Source organism: Burkholderia sp. PR2, assembly GCF_052372875.1.
GTDB lineage: Bacteria > Pseudomonadota > Gammaproteobacteria > Burkholderiales > Burkholderiaceae > Burkholderia > Burkholderia diffusa.
Genome location: NZ_JBQRWH010000004.1, coordinates 211153 through 226389 on the forward strand (window position 1 = coordinate 211153; position 15237 = coordinate 226389).

The 15237-nt window shown below is 69.0% G+C and carries 14 protein-coding genes; 5 read left to right on the forward strand and 9 right to left on the reverse strand.

Annotated elements, in window-relative coordinates:
- The gene (locus tag ACT2FV_RS18105; RefSeq protein WP_151052698.1) at positions 1-1338 is read left to right on the forward strand and encodes a carotenoid oxygenase family protein; all 1338 of its coding nucleotides are present in this window, start codon (positions 1-3) and stop codon (positions 1336-1338) included.
- A 13-nt stretch (positions 1339-1351) separates the two neighbouring features.
- Here ACT2FV_RS18105 and ACT2FV_RS18110 read toward each other — a convergent pair whose 3' ends face one another.
- From ACT2FV_RS18110 to ACT2FV_RS18125, 4 genes are read right to left on the reverse strand one after another with little or no spacing between them, the layout of a single operon-like run.
- On the reverse strand, positions 1352-2518 hold the full coding sequence (locus tag ACT2FV_RS18110; protein WP_444504563.1) for an ABC transporter permease: 1167 nt from the start codon (positions 2516-2518) through the stop codon (positions 1352-1354).
- 4 nt (positions 2519-2522) lie between these two features.
- Positions 2523-3677, reverse strand: a complete 1155-nt coding sequence (locus ACT2FV_RS18115; protein WP_059607762.1) for an ABC transporter permease — start codon at positions 3675-3677, stop codon at positions 2523-2525.
- 18 nt (positions 3678-3695) lie between these two features.
- Positions 3696-4394 carry an ABC transporter ATP-binding protein gene (locus tag ACT2FV_RS18120; RefSeq protein ID WP_059607770.1) on the reverse strand — a complete coding sequence of 233 codons (699 nt, stop codon included), beginning with the start codon at positions 4392-4394 and terminating at the stop codon, positions 3696-3698.
- A 10-nt stretch (positions 4395-4404) separates the two neighbouring features.
- Positions 4405-5610 carry an efflux RND transporter periplasmic adaptor subunit gene (locus ACT2FV_RS18125; protein ID WP_226118665.1) on the reverse strand — a complete coding sequence of 402 codons (1206 nt, stop codon included), beginning with the start codon at positions 5608-5610 and terminating at the stop codon, positions 4405-4407.
- Between the two features lie 174 nt (positions 5611-5784).
- Between ACT2FV_RS18125 and ACT2FV_RS18130 the strand changes: the two genes are divergently transcribed.
- The gene (locus ACT2FV_RS18130) at positions 5785-6213 is read left to right on the forward strand and encodes a hypothetical protein (protein WP_244107999.1); all 429 of its coding nucleotides are present in this window, start codon (positions 5785-5787) and stop codon (positions 6211-6213) included.
- 78 nt (positions 6214-6291) lie between these two features.
- Here the strand turns inward: ACT2FV_RS18130 and ACT2FV_RS18135 are convergent, their stop codons facing one another.
- Positions 6292-7059 carry a Mut7-C RNAse domain-containing protein gene (locus ACT2FV_RS18135; RefSeq protein ID WP_174920197.1) on the reverse strand — a complete coding sequence of 256 codons (768 nt, stop codon included), beginning with the start codon at positions 7057-7059 and terminating at the stop codon, positions 6292-6294.
- 19 nt (positions 7060-7078) lie between these two features.
- On the opposite strand from ACT2FV_RS18135, the gene ACT2FV_RS18140 reads away from it, so the two are divergent.
- On the forward strand, positions 7079-8026 hold the full coding sequence (locus tag ACT2FV_RS18140) for an NAD(P)-dependent oxidoreductase (protein ID WP_279609276.1): 948 nt from the start codon (positions 7079-7081) through the stop codon (positions 8024-8026).
- Between the two features lie 71 nt (positions 8027-8097).
- On the forward strand, positions 8098-8739 hold the full coding sequence (locus tag ACT2FV_RS18145; RefSeq protein WP_124628550.1) for a LysE family translocator: 642 nt from the start codon (positions 8098-8100) through the stop codon (positions 8737-8739).
- Between the two features lie 73 nt (positions 8740-8812).
- Here the strand turns inward: ACT2FV_RS18145 and ACT2FV_RS18150 are convergent, their stop codons facing one another.
- Entirely contained in the window at positions 8813-10090 is a 1278-nt protein-coding gene (locus ACT2FV_RS18150; RefSeq protein WP_444504564.1) for an MFS transporter, read from the reverse strand.
- A gap of 97 nt (positions 10091-10187) precedes the next feature.
- Between ACT2FV_RS18150 and ACT2FV_RS18155 the strand changes: the two genes are divergently transcribed.
- Positions 10188-11108 carry a LysR family transcriptional regulator gene (locus ACT2FV_RS18155; protein WP_444504565.1) on the forward strand — a complete coding sequence of 307 codons (921 nt, stop codon included), beginning with the start codon at positions 10188-10190 and terminating at the stop codon, positions 11106-11108.
- Between the two features lie 204 nt (positions 11109-11312).
- On the opposite strand, the gene ACT2FV_RS18160 is transcribed toward ACT2FV_RS18155, so the two are convergent.
- From ACT2FV_RS18160 to ACT2FV_RS18170, 3 genes are all read right to left on the reverse strand, one after another.
- On the reverse strand, positions 11313-12146 hold the full coding sequence (locus ACT2FV_RS18160; protein ID WP_226118674.1) for an OmpW/AlkL family protein: 834 nt from the start codon (positions 12144-12146) through the stop codon (positions 11313-11315).
- A 16-nt stretch (positions 12147-12162) separates the two neighbouring features.
- Positions 12163-13404, reverse strand: coding sequence for a DUF2957 domain-containing protein (locus tag ACT2FV_RS18165; RefSeq protein ID WP_124628543.1), 1242 nt, complete (start codon positions 13402-13404; stop codon positions 12163-12165).
- A gap of 155 nt (positions 13405-13559) precedes the next feature.
- Positions 13560-14975 carry a DUF2957 domain-containing protein gene (locus ACT2FV_RS18170; protein ID WP_444504566.1) on the reverse strand — a complete coding sequence of 472 codons (1416 nt, stop codon included), beginning with the start codon at positions 14973-14975 and terminating at the stop codon, positions 13560-13562.
- Positions 14976-15237: the final 262 nt, after the last annotated feature.

Consider the following 15237-nt stretch of genomic DNA (forward strand, 5'->3'; position numbering starts at 1 on the left):
ATGACGACGTTCGATCTGAACCGCGGCGCGATCGCGCCGGTCGCCGACGAAGTCGACCTCGTCGACCTGCGCGTGACCGGCACGATCCCGCCTGAACTCGACGGCACGCTGCTGCGCAATGGCCCGAATCCGCCGGGCGGCCGTTTCGAGGGTAACGACGTGCTGTCGTGGTGGCCGGAAGCGGCGATGCTGCACGCGATCGCGTTCGAACGCGGCCGCGCGGCCGGCTACCGGAACCGCTGGGCGCGCACGCGCCGCTGGGCCGATGTGCACGCGCCGGAGCAGGCGCCGCACCTGCCCGACACGAATCCGAACGTGAACGTGCTGCAGCACGCCGGCGAATTGCTCGCGCTGGCGGAAGGCGGCGCGCCGCTCGCGATCACGGCCGCGCTCGATACGCTCGGTGCGCCCGCGCGGCACACGGCGTTCGGCGGCGCGATGACCGCGCATCCGAAAGTCGATCCGGTGACGGGCGAACTGATCCTGTTTCACGCGGACTGGCGCGCGCCGTGGCTGCGCTACGGCGTCGCGGATGCGCAGGGCGTGCAGCGCGTCGACCTCGCCGTCGACGTGCGTGCGCCGTCGATGATGCACGACCTCGCGATCACCGAAACCCGCAGCCTGCTGCTCGACCTGAACGTCGGCTACGACTTCGCGATGCTGAAGCAGGGGCACCGGATGCCGCTGCGCTGGCACGACGACCGCGACGCGCGGATCGGCGTGATGCCGCGCCACGGCGGCGACGTGCGCTGGTTCGGCATCGAGCCGTGCTTCATCCAGCACGTCGTGAATGCGTACGACTGCGATGCGTCGTGCATCGTGCTCGACGCGGTGCGCTATCCGTGGTTCCTGCGGCTCGACGCGCGCACGGGCCGCTTCGCGGACAACCCGGTCGGCGAGCTGTGGCGTTACGTGATCGATACCGCGAACGGGCTGATCGACGAAGGGCCGCTGGCCGACGGCGGCATCGAGCTGCCGCGCATCAACGAAAGCCGGACGGGGCGCCGCTACCGCTACCTGTATGCGGTCGAGCAGCCGAACAACGCCGAGATGCGCGGCGTGATGCGTTTCGACCACGTGCGCGGCACGACGACCCGCTACGCGGTGCCGGCCGGCGACCAGAACGGTGAGCCGGTGTTCGTGCCGCGCCCGGGCGGCACCGACGAGGACGACGGCTGGCTGCTGGTGGTGGTCTACCGCGCGGCGACGGATACGAGCGATGTCGTGATCCTCGATGCGCGCGCGATCGACGCGGCGCCGGTCGCGACGGTGCACCTGCCGCGCCGCGTGCCGGCCGGGTTCCACGGCGCGTGGGTGCCGCGCGAGCGTCGGGCGTGAGGGGCCGCGCGCGTCACTGCGCGCGCAACGCGTCGACGATGTTCAGCCGCGCGGCGCGCATCGCCGGCAGGAAGCCGCCGACGAGCCCCATCACGAGCGAGAACAGCAGCGTCTTCACGACGATCGCGGGCGTCAGCACGAAGCGGAACGACAGGTCGGAGAAGGTCTGGAAGTTGGTCGTCGAGAACGACGCGAACTCCATCAGCGATGCGGATGCGAGCCCCGCGACACCGCCGACGAAGCCGAGCAGCAGCGCCTCCAGCAGGAACGCGGCGAGCACGTTCATGCGCTTGAAGCCGAGCGCGCGCAGCGTGCCGATTTCCGCGGTGCGGTTCGCGACCGACGCATACATGGTGATCATCGCGCCGATCATCGCGGCGATCGAGAAGATCGTCGACAGCGTGATGCCCAGGATGTTGATGAAGGTCGACAACGCCTTCGACTGGTCGCCGTAAAACGTCTGCTCGCGTTTCGCTTCATCCGTCAGGCGCGGGTCGACGTCGATGTCGGCCTTGAAGCGCGCGAAGCCGTCGGCGCTCGGGATGCGCAGCACCATCGACGAGTAGCTGGTGCGCCGGAACGACTGCATCAGCTGGTCGACGTCGCCCCAGATCTCCGAGTCGAAGCCACTGGCGCCCGCGTCGAAGATGCCGACGATGGTCCAGTCGCGCTGCGCGAAATGCAGGCTGTCGCCGAGTTGCGTGCCGCTGAACCCCTTCGCGATCGCGCTGCCGACGATGATCTCCGACGAGCCGGGCGTGAACATGCGGCCGGCGACGAGCTTCACGTGCGGGCGCAGCGCGAGGCCGGCCGGCGACACGCCGCGGATCACGACGTTCGACGGCTTGCCGGACGACGTCTTTACCAGCGAAATCAGCACGACCGCTTCCTTCGACACGAGCGGCCGGCCGTCGGGGCCGAGCGCGACAGCCGGGTGCATCTCGAGCGCGTTGGCCTGCTGGTGGTCGATCGCACTCTGAATCTCGGTTTCGGCGCCTTTGCGGATCACCACCGCGTTGTCCGGTTCGCCGGTCGACACGAGCGTCTGCGTGAGCCCCGCGTCGAGCATCTGCACCGTCGCGAACACGAAGATCACCAGCGCCATCCCGCCCGCGGTGAGCGCGGTGGTGAGCCGGCGCGTCCACAGGTTGCGCGCGATGTAGGTGAGTGGAATGGCCATGCGCCTATCCGATCGCCCGCAGGCCTTCGACCACGCGCACGCGCGCCGCCTGCCACGCCGGCACGAGCGCGGCCGCGAGGCCGACCGCGACCGAGCATGCGGCCTGCAGCGCCATCGTTTCGGCCGACACCTTGAATACCGGGAAGATGCCGCCCGCGGCCTGCTTGAAGAGGCTCGCGGCCGGCGGTGTCGCGAGCATCGCGAGCCCGCCGCCGACCACCGCGATCACGACCGATTCGCCGAACACGATCAGCGCGAGAAAGCCGGGGCCGAAGCCGAGCGCCTTCAGCGTCGCGTATTCGGCGGTGCGTTCGCGCGCGCTCATCGCCATCGCGTTCGCCATCACGGCCATGATGATCAGGATCACCACGTACGACACGACGCGGATCGCCGCGATGATCTGGTTCGACATCGCGACGAAGCCGAGCTGGAACGCCTGCTCGGTCTCGGTCAGCGTTTCGGCGAGCGAGTTCTTGAACACCGCGTCGACGTTTCGCGCGATCGCTGCGCCGTCGTCCGGGTTCGCGACCCCGAGCACGAACACGCCGACCTGGTCGGCCTGCTTCGGCGTCCGCTTGCGCACCGTCTCGTTCAGGTAATCCCAGTGGAACACCAGCTGGCGCGTGATCGTCGAATCGTCGCGGCCGTCGAGAATGCCGCGCACGACGAAGTCCCACGTGCCCGGGTAGATCGTGCCTTTCAGCGGAATCACGTCGCCGACCTTGAAGCCGAACTGCGTCGCGAGCTGGCGCCCGACGAGGCAGCCGCGGCGGTCGCGGTCGTAGTCGGCGCGCTGCTGCGCCGGTAGGATGAATTCCGGATACAGGTCGAGATAGTTCTCCGACACCGCGAAACTCGCGAAGAAGTTCTTGGGGTCGCGGTAGATGCCGCCGAACCAGTTCGAGCGGACCACGGCCGTCACGCCGTCGACGCCGCGGATCCGGTTCTCGTAGCTGACCGGCAGCGGGAACACGAGCGAGATCGCGTTGCGCGTGACGAGCCGGCCGCTGGACGCGGCGGCCGCGCCTGCGTACCACGCGTCGACGACGGTGTGCAGCAGCCCGAACGCCAGCACCGCGATGGTCAGCCCGAGCACGGTCAGCAACGTGCGCAGCCGGTGCCGCAGCGCATTGCGCGCGATCAGCTTCAGCACGTACATCGCGCGCGCTCCCGTCCGTCAGACGGCGTGCCCATCGATCAGCTCCCCTTTTTCCAGATGCACGACCGAGCGCGCGGCGGCGGCCGCGTGCGCATCGTGGGTCACCATGATGATCGTCTTGCCGAGCTCGGCGTTCATCCGCTGCAGCATTGCGAGCACGTCGGTGGCCGATGCGCGGTCGAGGTCGCCGGTCGGCTCGTCGGCGACGATCAGCACCGGATCGGTGATCAACGCGCGCGCGATCGCGACGCGCTGCTGCTGGCCGCCCGACAGCTCGGACGGGTAATGGGTCTTCCGGTCGCCGAGATTCACCATGTCGAGCACCATCTCGACGTGCTCGCGCCGTTCGCGGCGCGACAGGTGCGTGAGCATCAGCGGCAGCTCGACGTTCTCGAACGCGGTGAGCACGGGCATCAGGTTGTAGAACTGGAAGATGAAGCCGACGTTCGCCGCGCGCCATTCGGCCAGTTGCGCCTCCTCGAGCCGCGAGATGTCGAGGCCGCCCACGCGCAGCTCGCCGCTGTCGGGCCGGTCGATGCCGGCGATGAGATTGAGCAGCGTGCTCTTGCCGGAACCCGACGGCCCCATCAGCGCGACGAAGTCGCCTTCGCCGATGTCGAGCGTGATGTCGGTCAGCACCGGCACGATCTGGTGGCCGCGCCGGTACGACTTCGCGACGTGGCTGATCTCGACGAGCGGCGGCGAGGCGTCGTTCACGCGCGCCACGCTACTTCTTCGCGACGGTCACTTTCGCGCCGTCCTTCAGCTTCGCGCCCGGCGCGAGCACGACCGTGTCGCCGGGCTTCACGCCGCGGATCGCGACGAGTTCGCCGATCCGCGCGCCCTTGGTCACCGCCGTTGCATGCACGGTGTCGTCCTTCACGACGAACACGACCGGCCGGCCGTCGCGCTCGACCACCGCGCTCGCCTGCACGGCGGTCACCGGCTGCCGGTCCTGCGGCGAAGCAGGCTTCGACAGGAACGCGATCTTCGCGCTCATGTCGGGCAGCACGCGCTCGTCGCGGTCGACGAAACGCACCTTCACGAGCACCGTCGCCTTCGAGCGGTCGACGGTCGGCACGATGCGCGACACGCGGCCCGCGAAGCGCATGTCGGGCAGCGCGTCGAGCTGGATCTCGCACGGCTGCTCCGCGCGGATCTTCGCGATGTTCGATTCGGCGACGTCGGCCTCGACCTCGAGCGTCTCCATGTCGGCAATCGTCACGACCGCGCCCTTGCTGTCCGACGCGGACGAGAACGGCGTGATGTTGTCGCCGACGTTCGCGTGCTTTGCCAGCACGATGCCGTCGAACGGCGCGCGGATCACCGTCTGATCGACCGCGACCTGCGCGGCCTGCGCATTGGCCTCGGCGGACGCGATCGCGGCCTCGTCGCTGTTGACCGATGCGCGCGCCTTGTTCACGCGGGCCGTGTCGATGTCGAGCTGTGCGGCCGGCACCGCACCCTTCGGCGCGAGCACGGCGGTGCGGCGCAGCGCGATCTCCGCGTCCTTCAGCTCCGCCTGAGCGACGCCGAGGTTGGCGCGGGAGACTTGCGCCTGTGCGCGTGCCTGCGCCAGCGACGCTTCCACGTCGCGGCTTTCGAGCCGCGCGATGATCTCGTCCTTTTTCACGCGCGTGCCTTCGAGCACGCCGAGCCATTCGACGCGCCCCTGGCCTTTCGACGCGACCGCGGCCTTGCGCTGCGGCACGACGTAGCCGGTCGCGTTGAGCTGGGTGTCGTTCTGGTACGGGTAGGCGGACGTGACGGCGGTCGTGTCGACCGTCGGGCGGCCGGTGAGCGCCAGCACGGCAACGATCGCGACGATGACGAGCGCGGCGGCGACCGCGTAGCGGACCCACCGGCGCCGGCGTGGCGCGGTTGCGACGGGACGCCGGTCGATTTTCAGTTTGTCCAGATTGTGATCGGGCAATTTGGGCGCCTCGCGACGGCGGCGGTCTGTGACCGGCCGCGTCCGGTTGGGACGGAAGGAGGCCAGTATAGCGTCGCCGCGGCGGGCGTGAGAGACGGTTTGTCGGACGATTGATGCACGTCCCGCGGCGCGTCGCGCGGGCCCGAAACCGGCGCCCCCGGGGAAACCCGAAGGATGCAAGCGGCATGTCAACTCGTCGCGCGGGCGATGCGTTATGGAGCCAGTGCATCAGTATTTGTCGAGGCGGAAAGGCATGAGCCGGCCCGCCCGGCGGCGACCGGCGATCCGGCGCGACTGATGTTACGATGCGGATGCCTCGCATCACTTACCGGTACGTTTGACTTTTTCTCCGCTAAAGGAAGAACAATGAAGAAGACGCTCGCTTCGATCATGACCGCAGCATTCGCTCTCGCATCGGTTTCGGCATTCGCACAGGAGTCGGCGTCGGCTCCGGCAGGCGCGATGGCACCCTCTTCCGCACCGATGAAGAAGGATCACAGCAAGCCGAAGCACAAGCTGAAGCACCACGGTTCGGCAAAGGGCAAGGCGAAGGCCGCAGCCGCTTCGGCCGCCGGCACGAACGACTCGGGCGCAGCCAACTAAGCGCGCCTCGCCGGAGCTGGCGCTGCCAGCCATCCGTCGCGAAACCCCGCACGCTTCGGCATGCGGGGTTTTGTTTTTTCAGGCGTCCGCCACGTCCGGAACGTCGAGGGCACCGGGCGGCGGCGCGCGCATCGCGTCGACCACCGCGCGCATCCGGCGCCAGTGCGATCCTTCCCAGAACACCCGCTGGCACACGTCGCACGCGGCAAAGCGGCGGTGCCGCTGCCGGACGCCGGCCGGCACGCGCGGCGCGGCGTCCGCCGCATCGAGCGCGTGCAGCGGCGCGTTGCAGCGCAGGCACAGCCGGAACGGCCACATGTGCGGCGCGAGGTCGAGCCGCGCGAACAGCTCGCGCAACTGCGCGTCCGGCTGCTGCGCGTGCAGGTAGCAGCCGCGTGCGACCGCGCGGCGCTTGAGCAGCTCGCGGTCGCGTGTCAGCACGATCCGGCCTTCGCGCGAGGCGAGCGCGACGAGTTCGTCGTCGCGGTAGTGGTTGTCGTAGCAGGTGTCGAAGCCGGCGAGGCGCAGCAGCTGCGCAAGGCCGCCGAGGTGCGCGTCGGCGACGAAGCGCCAGCGGTCCGGTTGCGGCTGCGGGGATGCGGCCGACGGCTGCGGGCGCTCCGGATGGATGTCGACGCGGTCGCCGTCGCCGAGCGGCCGGTCGAGGGCGGACGGTGCGCCGTTCACGCAGAGCCGGCCGATTTCCGTATGCGGGACGCCGAGCGCCTCGATCGCATGTTTGACCGTCGCGTCGCGGGAAAACGCGTGCGTGAACACGCGCTCGCGCTGGGCGCGAGCGAGAAATGCGTTCAGTTCACCGTGGAAGCGGAAGATCGCGGTCGCCATCCGGGCAGTATCGCACCGCGTGCAGCCGGTCGCCGGGGCTGCAGGTCACCGCCATCTGTGTTTAACTCCACGCTTCACGAGTCGAAGGAGCGGGGAAATGGATCTCGGATTTATCGGGCTGGGCGAAATGGGGCAGGCGATCGCGACGAACCTGCTGAAGGCGGGGCATGACGTGCGGGTCTGGAACCGGTCGCGCGAGCGCGCCGAGCCGCTTGCCGCGCTCGGCGCACAGATCGTCGCGACGCCTGCCGACGCGTTTCGCGGCGATGCCGTTTTCTCGATGCTCGCCGACGATGCCGCGGCGCGCGAAGTATTCGACGACGCGCTGCTCGCGCAGGCACCGCGCGGCCTGATTCACGTGAACATGGCCACGGTGTCGGTCGCGCTCGCCGAGTCGCTCGCGCACGCGCATGCGTCGCGCGGCCTCGCCTACGTCGCCGCGCCCGTGATGGGGCGTCCGGACGTCGCGGCCGCCGCGCGCCTGACGATCATGGCCGGCGGCCCGGCCGAGGCAATCGACCGCGTGCAGCCGCTGTTCGACGCGATCGGCCAGAAGACCTGGCGCTTCGGCTCGCTGCCGCAGCACGCGAACGTCGCGAAGATCGCCGCGAATTTCACGCTCGCGTCGGCGATCGAGACGCTCGGCGAGGCGTCCGCGCTGCTCGGCGCGCACGGCGTCGCGATGCGCGACTTCCTCGACGTCATCACGAACAGCGTGTTTCCGGGGCCGGTCTACGAAGGCTACGGCGGGATGATCGCCGAGCGCAGCTACGAGCCCGCGCGTTTCAAGGCGCGCCTCGGGCTGAAGGACGTGCGGCTCGCGCTGCAGGCCGGCGACGCCGCGTCGGTCCCGCTGCCGGTGGCGAGCGTCGTGCGCGACAGCCTGCTCGATGCGCTCGCGCACGGCGGCGGCGAACAGGACTTCGCGGTGCTCGGCGAAGTCGCGCTGCGCCGCGCGGGCCGCTGAGCCGGCGCGGGACAGACACGCCGCGTGCGCGGCATAATCGACGTTTCGTTTCTCTTTCGGTCGGGGTGGTCATGAACCTGCATACGTGGTGGCTTTTCGTGGCGACGGTGTTCGTCGTGTCGGCGATTCCGGGTCCGAACATGCTGCTCGTGATGACGCACGGCGCGCGGCACGGGCTGCGGCGTTCGGCGTGGACGATGGCCGGCTGTCTCACCGCGCTGGTGCTGATGCTGTCGGTGTCGGCGGCGGGCCTCGGTGCCGTGCTCGAGGCCTGGCCGGCGATGTTCAACACGTTGCGCTTTGCGGGCGCGGCCTACCTGATCTACCTCGGCGTGAAGGCGTGGCGCGCGCGCGTCGACGACGAGCAGCCTGCCGCCGACGTCGAAACCGTGTCGCGCCAGGTCGCGTCGGCATCGCGCTCGGCGCTGTTCCGCAACGGTTTCCTGGTCGCAGGCAGCAACCCGAAGGCGATCCTGTTCGCGGCCGCGCTGCTGCCGCAGTTCATCAACGCATCCGAGCCGACGCTGCCGCAGTTCGGCATCCTCGTCGTCACGTTCGCGGTGATCGAGGTCAGCTGGTATCTCGTCTACGCGTCGTTCGGCACGCGCATCGGCGCGACGCTGAAGAGCCAGAGCGTCGCGAAGGTCTTCAACCGGCTGACGGGCGGCATCTTCGTCGGCTTCGGTGCGATGATGGCGCTGGTCCGTCACTGAATTAAGCCCGCGCGGTCCGCCGGACGCCCCGCACCTCGTCAGAGGGCGGGGCGTTTTCCTGTCCGGGCCCGCGTCAAGCGCGCGGCCACGCGGCGGCGCCGGCCCGGCGGCTCGCCGACAAGCCGAACACCGCGGCCGCGCCTGCGAACGCGAAGCCGACGCCGCACACGGCGCTCCACCCGCCCCACGCCCACGCGCTGCAAGCGAGCGCCGCGCCGAGCGCCCCGCCGACGAAGAACAACCCGACGAACAGCCCGTTCAGACGCCCGCGCGCGGCCGGATTCAGCAGGTTGATTTCCCGGCGGCCGATCGTCTGGTCGACGATCACGCCCGCGTCGAGCAGCGCCGCGCCGCTGGCCAGCAGCGCCAGCGCGAGCCCGCGGTGCGCGTGCGCATCGAAGCCGAACCAGCCGGCGCCGGCGATGCCGAGCACGGTGAGCGCGGCGAGCATCGTCACGTGCGCGATGCGCTGCGCGGCCGGGCCGTGGCCGCGATCGCCGGCGCGGCCGGCCAACGGCGTGACGATCGCACCGCTTGCGCCGGCGAACGCGAACAGCGCGATTCCGTGCAGGTCGAGGCCGAACGGCGGCTGCGCGAGCCGCAGCCCGACGGCGGTCCAGAACGCGCTGAACGTGGCCATCGCGAGCCCGGCCGACAGCGCATGTCGGCGCAGCACCGGTTCGTCGGCCAGCAGGCGGCCCATCGACGCGAGCAGCGCGCGATAGCCGGCCGTCACCGGCGGCACGCGCGGCGGCAGGCGCCGCGCGAGCACCGCCGCGATCGCCGCGTTCGCGAGCGCGGCCAGCGCGTAGAACGCGCGCCAGCCGGCCGTGCCCGCGATCAGGCTGGCGAGTGGCCGCGACAGCAGGATGCCGAGCATCAATCCGCTCATCACGTTGCCGACTGCCCGCCCGCGCTGCGCTTCGGGCGCCATCGACGCGGCCATCGGCACCAGCATCTGGATCACGCTCGACGCGGCGCCCGCGGCCAGCGTCGCGAGCAGGAAGACGGTGCCGGACCGCGTGAACGCCGGCAGCGCGAGCGCGGTCGCGCACGCGACGAGCGTCGCCACGATCAGACGGCGGTTCTCGAGCAGGTCGACGAGCGGCACCAGCAGCACGAGGCCCGCTGCGTACCCGAGCTGCGGCAGCATCGCGACGAGGCCCGTGAGGCCGGGCGGCAGCTGCAGGTCAGCGCTGATCGGGCCGGTCAGCGGCTGCGCGGCGAACAGGTCCATCACGATCACGCCGACCGTCGCGGCGAAGAAGAGCGTCATGCCTGCACTGAGCGCGGGCGGTGCGCCGCGCGCGGGGTGACCGGCGGGCGGGCAGGAATCGGCAGGGCAGTTCATCGAAGGCCTCGGGTCTTGAGCGAAGGAAGTCCCATCGTAGGTGCCTGATGTTTATGCGACAATTGAAATATGTCTAACATGATTATGCGAGTTTGCTTTGAATACGCGTGATCTCCAGGCGTTCGTCGCGGTGGTCGACAGCGGGTCGATGGTCGCCGCCGCCGCGAAGCTCCATCTGACGCAGCCGGGCCTCACGCGACGCGTGCAGAACCTCGAAACGCTGCTGGGCATGCCGCTGCTCGAGCGGCAGAGCAAGCCGCTGAAGCCCACGGCCGCCGGGCGCGACGTCTATGCGCTCGCGCGCAACGTGCTGGGTGCGGTCGACGAATTGATGGCGGCTGGCGCACCCGACAGCGAGCCGTCCGGCGAACTGCGCATCGGCGTGCCGCCGTTCCTGTCCGAGCTGGCGCTCGAGCGGCCGATCGACCAGCTGCGCGACACGTTTCCGCGACTGACGCTGCGCGTGACGGCAGGCTGGTCGCCGGCGCTGGTGCAGGGCATCGAACGCGGCACGCTCGATGTCGCGACGGTCATGGTGCCGACCAGCGCGGCGCTACCCGACACGCTGACGGCCACGCCGCTCGGCACGCAACCGACCGTGCTCGTCGCCGCGCGCGACTTCCCGCTGCCGGACGGCCCGCTGTCGCTCGATGTGCTGTCGGGTTTTCCGTGGGTGCTGAGCCAGGACGGCTGCGGGATGCGTTCGGCGCTGAGCCGTGCGCTCGGCGCGGCCGGGCTGCCGTTCGACGTCGCGGTCGAGGCGTTCGGTTCGGAGTTGCAGTTGTCGCTCGTCGCGCGCGGTGCGGGCATCGGGATTGCGTCGCCGAATGCGCTGGCGCGCAGTGCGCATCGCGATGCACTGAGGGTGGTGGAAACGGCGGGGCTGGAGACGCGGATCAACGTGTGGATCGTGCACGGTGCGTTGCCGGGCCGCCTGACACGGCCGGTCGCGCTGCTGCGCGATGCGCTGGGAGCGGTGCTCGACCGGGAGAACGAGAAGGGGTCGGATGCGAACTAGCGCGCTAGAGTGCGCATTCGAGGGAAAATCCTGATTTTCTCTACGGAAATGTTGCAATGCGGAAATCAATTCGCTATAGTTACACCTGTCTCCTCCATGTCTCCTCTGATATGGATTCAGCCCGCCTCTTAGGCGGGCTTTTTTTTGCCCGCGTTTTTTGCGCGGGCCATCCATTCGTCCTCTGTCCGTCCTCGGTTGGCGGCGTCAGAACTTGTAGGTCATCCCGACATAGCTGATGATCGGGTCGGCCTTCAGGTCCGATTTCGACTCGGCGAGCACCGTGCCGTCGGCCGCCTTGATCGTCACCGTCGACGTCGTCTTCAGCGGGATGTACGTCACCGACGCGATCAGCCCGAAATGCTCCGTCATGTTGTACTGCAGGCCCGCGTTGAACACCGGCTGCCACGACGACGACGCCTTCGCCTCCACCGATGTCGTACCCGGCTTGCCCGCGCCCGCCGCGAGAATCGCGCCGAGGTTGTCCTGCGTCTGCTTGATGAAGTTCGTGTTGAGCTGCAGGTCGCTGAACCAGTTGTACGACACGCCGAGGCCGAGGAACGGCCGGAACTTCGCGGTCGCCTGTCCGAAGTAGTACTGCAGGAGCACGGCCGGGCTCCACTGCCGCACGCTCTTCACGATCGGGTTCACCGACGCCAGCCCGATGTTCTGCGTGCCGAGTGCGCCGGCCGGGCCGGGCGGCTTGATCGTGCCCTGGCCCGACACCTTGAACACCGGCGGCACGCCTGCCACCGACGTGACCGCGATGTGGTCGGTCAGGAAGTGGCTGACCGTCAGGCCGACCGTATCGGCACCGCTCGTACGCAGCCCGGTGCCCGGCGACGTGAACGACGGCGGCAGCCGCAGCGGCGTGTTGATCGGCGTCGGCGCGACGTTGGTCGTCATCGGCGTGCTGCTTTGCTGCGGCATCACGTGGAACCAGCCCAGCGTGACGACGTTGCTGCCGGCGCTCTGCGCGTGCGCCGCGAGCGGCGCCAGGGCGGCGGCGCCGGCCGCCGCGCAAAGAAGGGTCCTCTTCATCACGGCTTGCCTCCGCTTACTGGACGAACGCGCCGATCGTGAAATACGGCGTCGAACCCGCGTTGTCGAGGAAACCGAACACGCCACCCGTGAAGATGAACTTGCCGGTCGGCGACGTGCTGCCCGAACCCGTGTGGATCGTCGTGACCGTGCCCGGCACCTTCTGCGTGTAGTCCAGGTCGAGCGCGGTCGCGAGCGATGCCTGCGACGGCTGGAACGGATCGAGCAGCGTGGCCTGGTTGTTGATCAGCGCGGTGGTCCGGTAGTCGAACTGGCTGTCGACGCCGATGTATTCGCCGTTCTGCGAGCCGGCCGCGATCGCGGTCTGCGGCGAGAGGATCGAGATGCTCGATTCGTCGTCGGCGGTCAGGCCCGGCACGCCGTTGCTGTCGGGCGTCGGGTTCGGGTTCGCGACGCCCGTGCGCACGAGGATCGGCACCAGCTGGTTGCGCAGCTTGCCGACGATCATGAAGCCCTTGCCCTGCGGCGTCGCCGACAGCGTCGGCTTCAGCTGGCTCTGGTAGTTGTTGCTCTGGAACGCGCCGCTGCCGTCGGCCGACTGCACGAAGTTCGTGCCCTGCTGCATGCACGCGCCGCCGGCGAACTGGCCGGTCGTGTCGCACTTGGTCCACGTGCCGTCCGCGTTGATCGTCACCTTGGCGTCGATCGACGCCGGCGCGAATTTCTGCGACGGCACTTCGCCGAAGCCGATGTGGCTGTACGTGCCCGCGACCTTCGTGATGTCGGTTTCGATCGACGAGAAGCCGATGAACGGGTAGTACGGGAATTTCGTGTCGGGCACCGCGGCCTGGCCGAGCACGCCGTCGAACTGGATCTCCTTGCCGGGAATCGTGCCGCCCGCCACGCCGAAGCCGACGAAGATGCGCGCCGGACGCGACGCATCGAGGCTCGCGCCATTCAGCCGGAACGCGCACTGGTTCAGCTTGTTGGTCGGCAGCAGCGTTTCCTGCGTGAGCGTGCCGCTGTCGACGGTGCCCGCGCGGGTCGGCGTGACGGTGCCGGTCTTTTGCGGAACCGCCGATTCGACATAGGTGACCTGCCAGGTCATCTTGGTCGTATCGAGCTGGACCTTGGCCAGTTCGCCACTGCCCGCGCCGCCGGTAAACACGGTGCTGTAGTCGAGCGTCGCGGGGCAGAGCCGGTCTTCGACGAGCGGAGGCGGATTGTCGCTGCCGCCACCGCACGCGGAAAGAAGGGGGGCGGCAAGGGCCGCCGCCAGAACGAGGTTGCGCTTCATGTTGCTCCTCCAGATTTGTCTTGTCAGGCGGCCGGCTCCCTGTCGACCGCTTCTGTTGCTTGTGCTCGTGCTGCCTGCGCCGTGCCGGGCGCCGTCGTTTCGTGCCTTCCCTGCATCCCGCGGCGGCGTATCGAGCGCCGCCGCGTCCCCGATCGTTACTTGCTGATCTGTGCGCCCACGCCGAAGTACGGTGTCGACGACGTGCTCGAGTTCGCCGACGTCGACGTGACGCCGCCGTTCACCGTGCCCTGAATGAGCGCCGCGTACAGGCCGCCCGTCGCGATCACCACGCCCGATGCGGACGGATAGGTCGCGCCGCTCGCCGGCGTCGTCGTCGTGTTGAGCAGGCCCGGCGTTCCCTGGCCGTAGTCGAGCGTGAAGGCGTCTTCCTCTGCCTGCGTGGTCGGGTTGATGAACGACGCGTTGCTGCCGCGGATCAGTGCAGCCGTGTACTTGAAGTTCGAATCGGCGCCCGCGTAGCCGCCGTCGATCGCGCCCGACTGGATCGCGCTCGCCGCGCCGAGCACCGCGATGCCCGATTCGTCGTCGACCTGCGCGTCGGCATGCAGCGGCGGCGTGCCGAGGTTCACGTTGCCCGTGCGCACGACCACCGGCACGGTCGCGCCGTTGAGCTGGCCGATCACCATGTGCGCGGTGGCCGACTTGCCGGTTGCGCCGATCAGCGGCAGCTGCGTTTGCGGCAGGATCTGCGGCGCCTTCGCGCTGTTGAGGTAGCCGCCGGTCGCGTTCACTGTCCATGGATCGCCGGTCGTCTGGCAGCCGCCGGCACTCGTCGACGTGCATGCGCCGTTCGCGTCGAACGTCTCGCTCGAATTCGTGCCCTTCGTCGCGTAGTTGCTCGACGGCACGAGGTGGTAGATCAGCGCGTTGTACGTGCCCGGCAGCTTCGTGAGGTCGGTCGTCGTGTTCGCGAAGCCGAGGAACGGATAGAAGTCGAAGTGGCGGTTCGGCACCTGGCCGACGTTCTGGATCACGCCCGGGATGATCGTCAGCCCGTCGTACTGAACCGTCGCGCCGGGGATGCCGCCGCCGGCCACGCCCATGCCGACCAGCAGCATCGGCGGGTTCGCCTGGTTGAAGTCGGCGGCCGTCGAGTAGGTCGAGCCGTTCGGTGCCGTGCCCGAACCCGGCGTGAGCACGAACGCGCAGCGCGTCTGTTCCGCGGTCGGCAGCGTGCCGGTCGGCGGGTGGACGACCTTGCCGGTGATCGTGGTGCCGGCGCGGCTCGGCGTGACCGTGCCGGTCGCGAGCGGAATCGGCGATTCGAGCCACTTGAGCGTGTAGGTCATCGCGACCGCGTCGATGTTGACGCTGACGATCTCGCCGCTACCGGCGCCGCCGAGGTACGTGCTCTTGACGATGTCGGCGTCGGCCGGGCACAGCGCGCCGTTTATGGGCTGCGACGGCGGCGGCCCTTGCGTGCCGCAACTCGATCCGGAACATTGGGGTGCTTCGATGGGCGCGGGCGAGCCGCCGTCTCCACCACAGGCAATCAGGAAAGGGGCGATGGCAAAGGCCGTTGCCACCCCCTTCGATAAGGCGTGCGACATGCCGCTGTCTCCAATCGTTTAATTGTGCGAGCTAATGTCGCTGTCTGGATTTTTGCTGTCAATTGATGAACTCGTCTAAAAAAGACGATTGAAACGGCGTGCGCGCGATGAATCCTTGCAGGATCGGGATTTCAGTAAGAATTAAAACGCGTGAAGGGTGCTAGAGTGCTGCCGAAGTGGGGTGGCTGCCACGCACGGAGGGCTCTCGAGGCCCTCACGCGTATAACGGCAGCGTTTAAAGCGGCGGTATCCGGTTTATCCC

Coding starts and splice junctions, on each gene's coding strand:
- ACT2FV_RS18165 (WP_124628543.1), bottom strand. CDS start 13,404: ATGAAGCGCAACCTCGTTCTGGCGGCGGCCCTTGCCGCCCCCCTTCTT.
- ACT2FV_RS18150 (WP_444504564.1), bottom strand. CDS start 10,090: ATGAACTGCCCTGCCGATTCCTGCCCGCCCGCCGGTCACCCCGCGCGC.
- ACT2FV_RS18105 (WP_151052698.1), top strand. CDS start 1: ATGACGACGTTCGATCTGAACCGCGGCGCGATCGCGCCGGTCGCCGAC.
- ACT2FV_RS18110 (WP_444504563.1), bottom strand. CDS start 2,518: ATGGCCATTCCACTCACCTACATCGCGCGCAACCTGTGGACGCGCCGG.
- ACT2FV_RS18145 (WP_124628550.1), top strand. CDS start 8,098: ATGAACCTGCATACGTGGTGGCTTTTCGTGGCGACGGTGTTCGTCGTG.
- ACT2FV_RS18115 (WP_059607762.1), bottom strand. CDS start 3,677: ATGTACGTGCTGAAGCTGATCGCGCGCAATGCGCTGCGGCACCGGCTG.
- ACT2FV_RS18160 (WP_226118674.1), bottom strand. CDS start 12,146: ATGAAGAGGACCCTTCTTTGCGCGGCGGCCGGCGCCGCCGCCCTGGCG.
- ACT2FV_RS18130 (WP_244107999.1), top strand. CDS start 5,785: ATGCAAGCGGCATGTCAACTCGTCGCGCGGGCGATGCGTTATGGAGCC.
- ACT2FV_RS18135 (WP_174920197.1), bottom strand. CDS start 7,059: ATGGCGACCGCGATCTTCCGCTTCCACGGTGAACTGAACGCATTTCTC.
- ACT2FV_RS18170 (WP_444504566.1), bottom strand. CDS start 14,975: ATGTCGCACGCCTTATCGAAGGGGGTGGCAACGGCCTTTGCCATCGCC.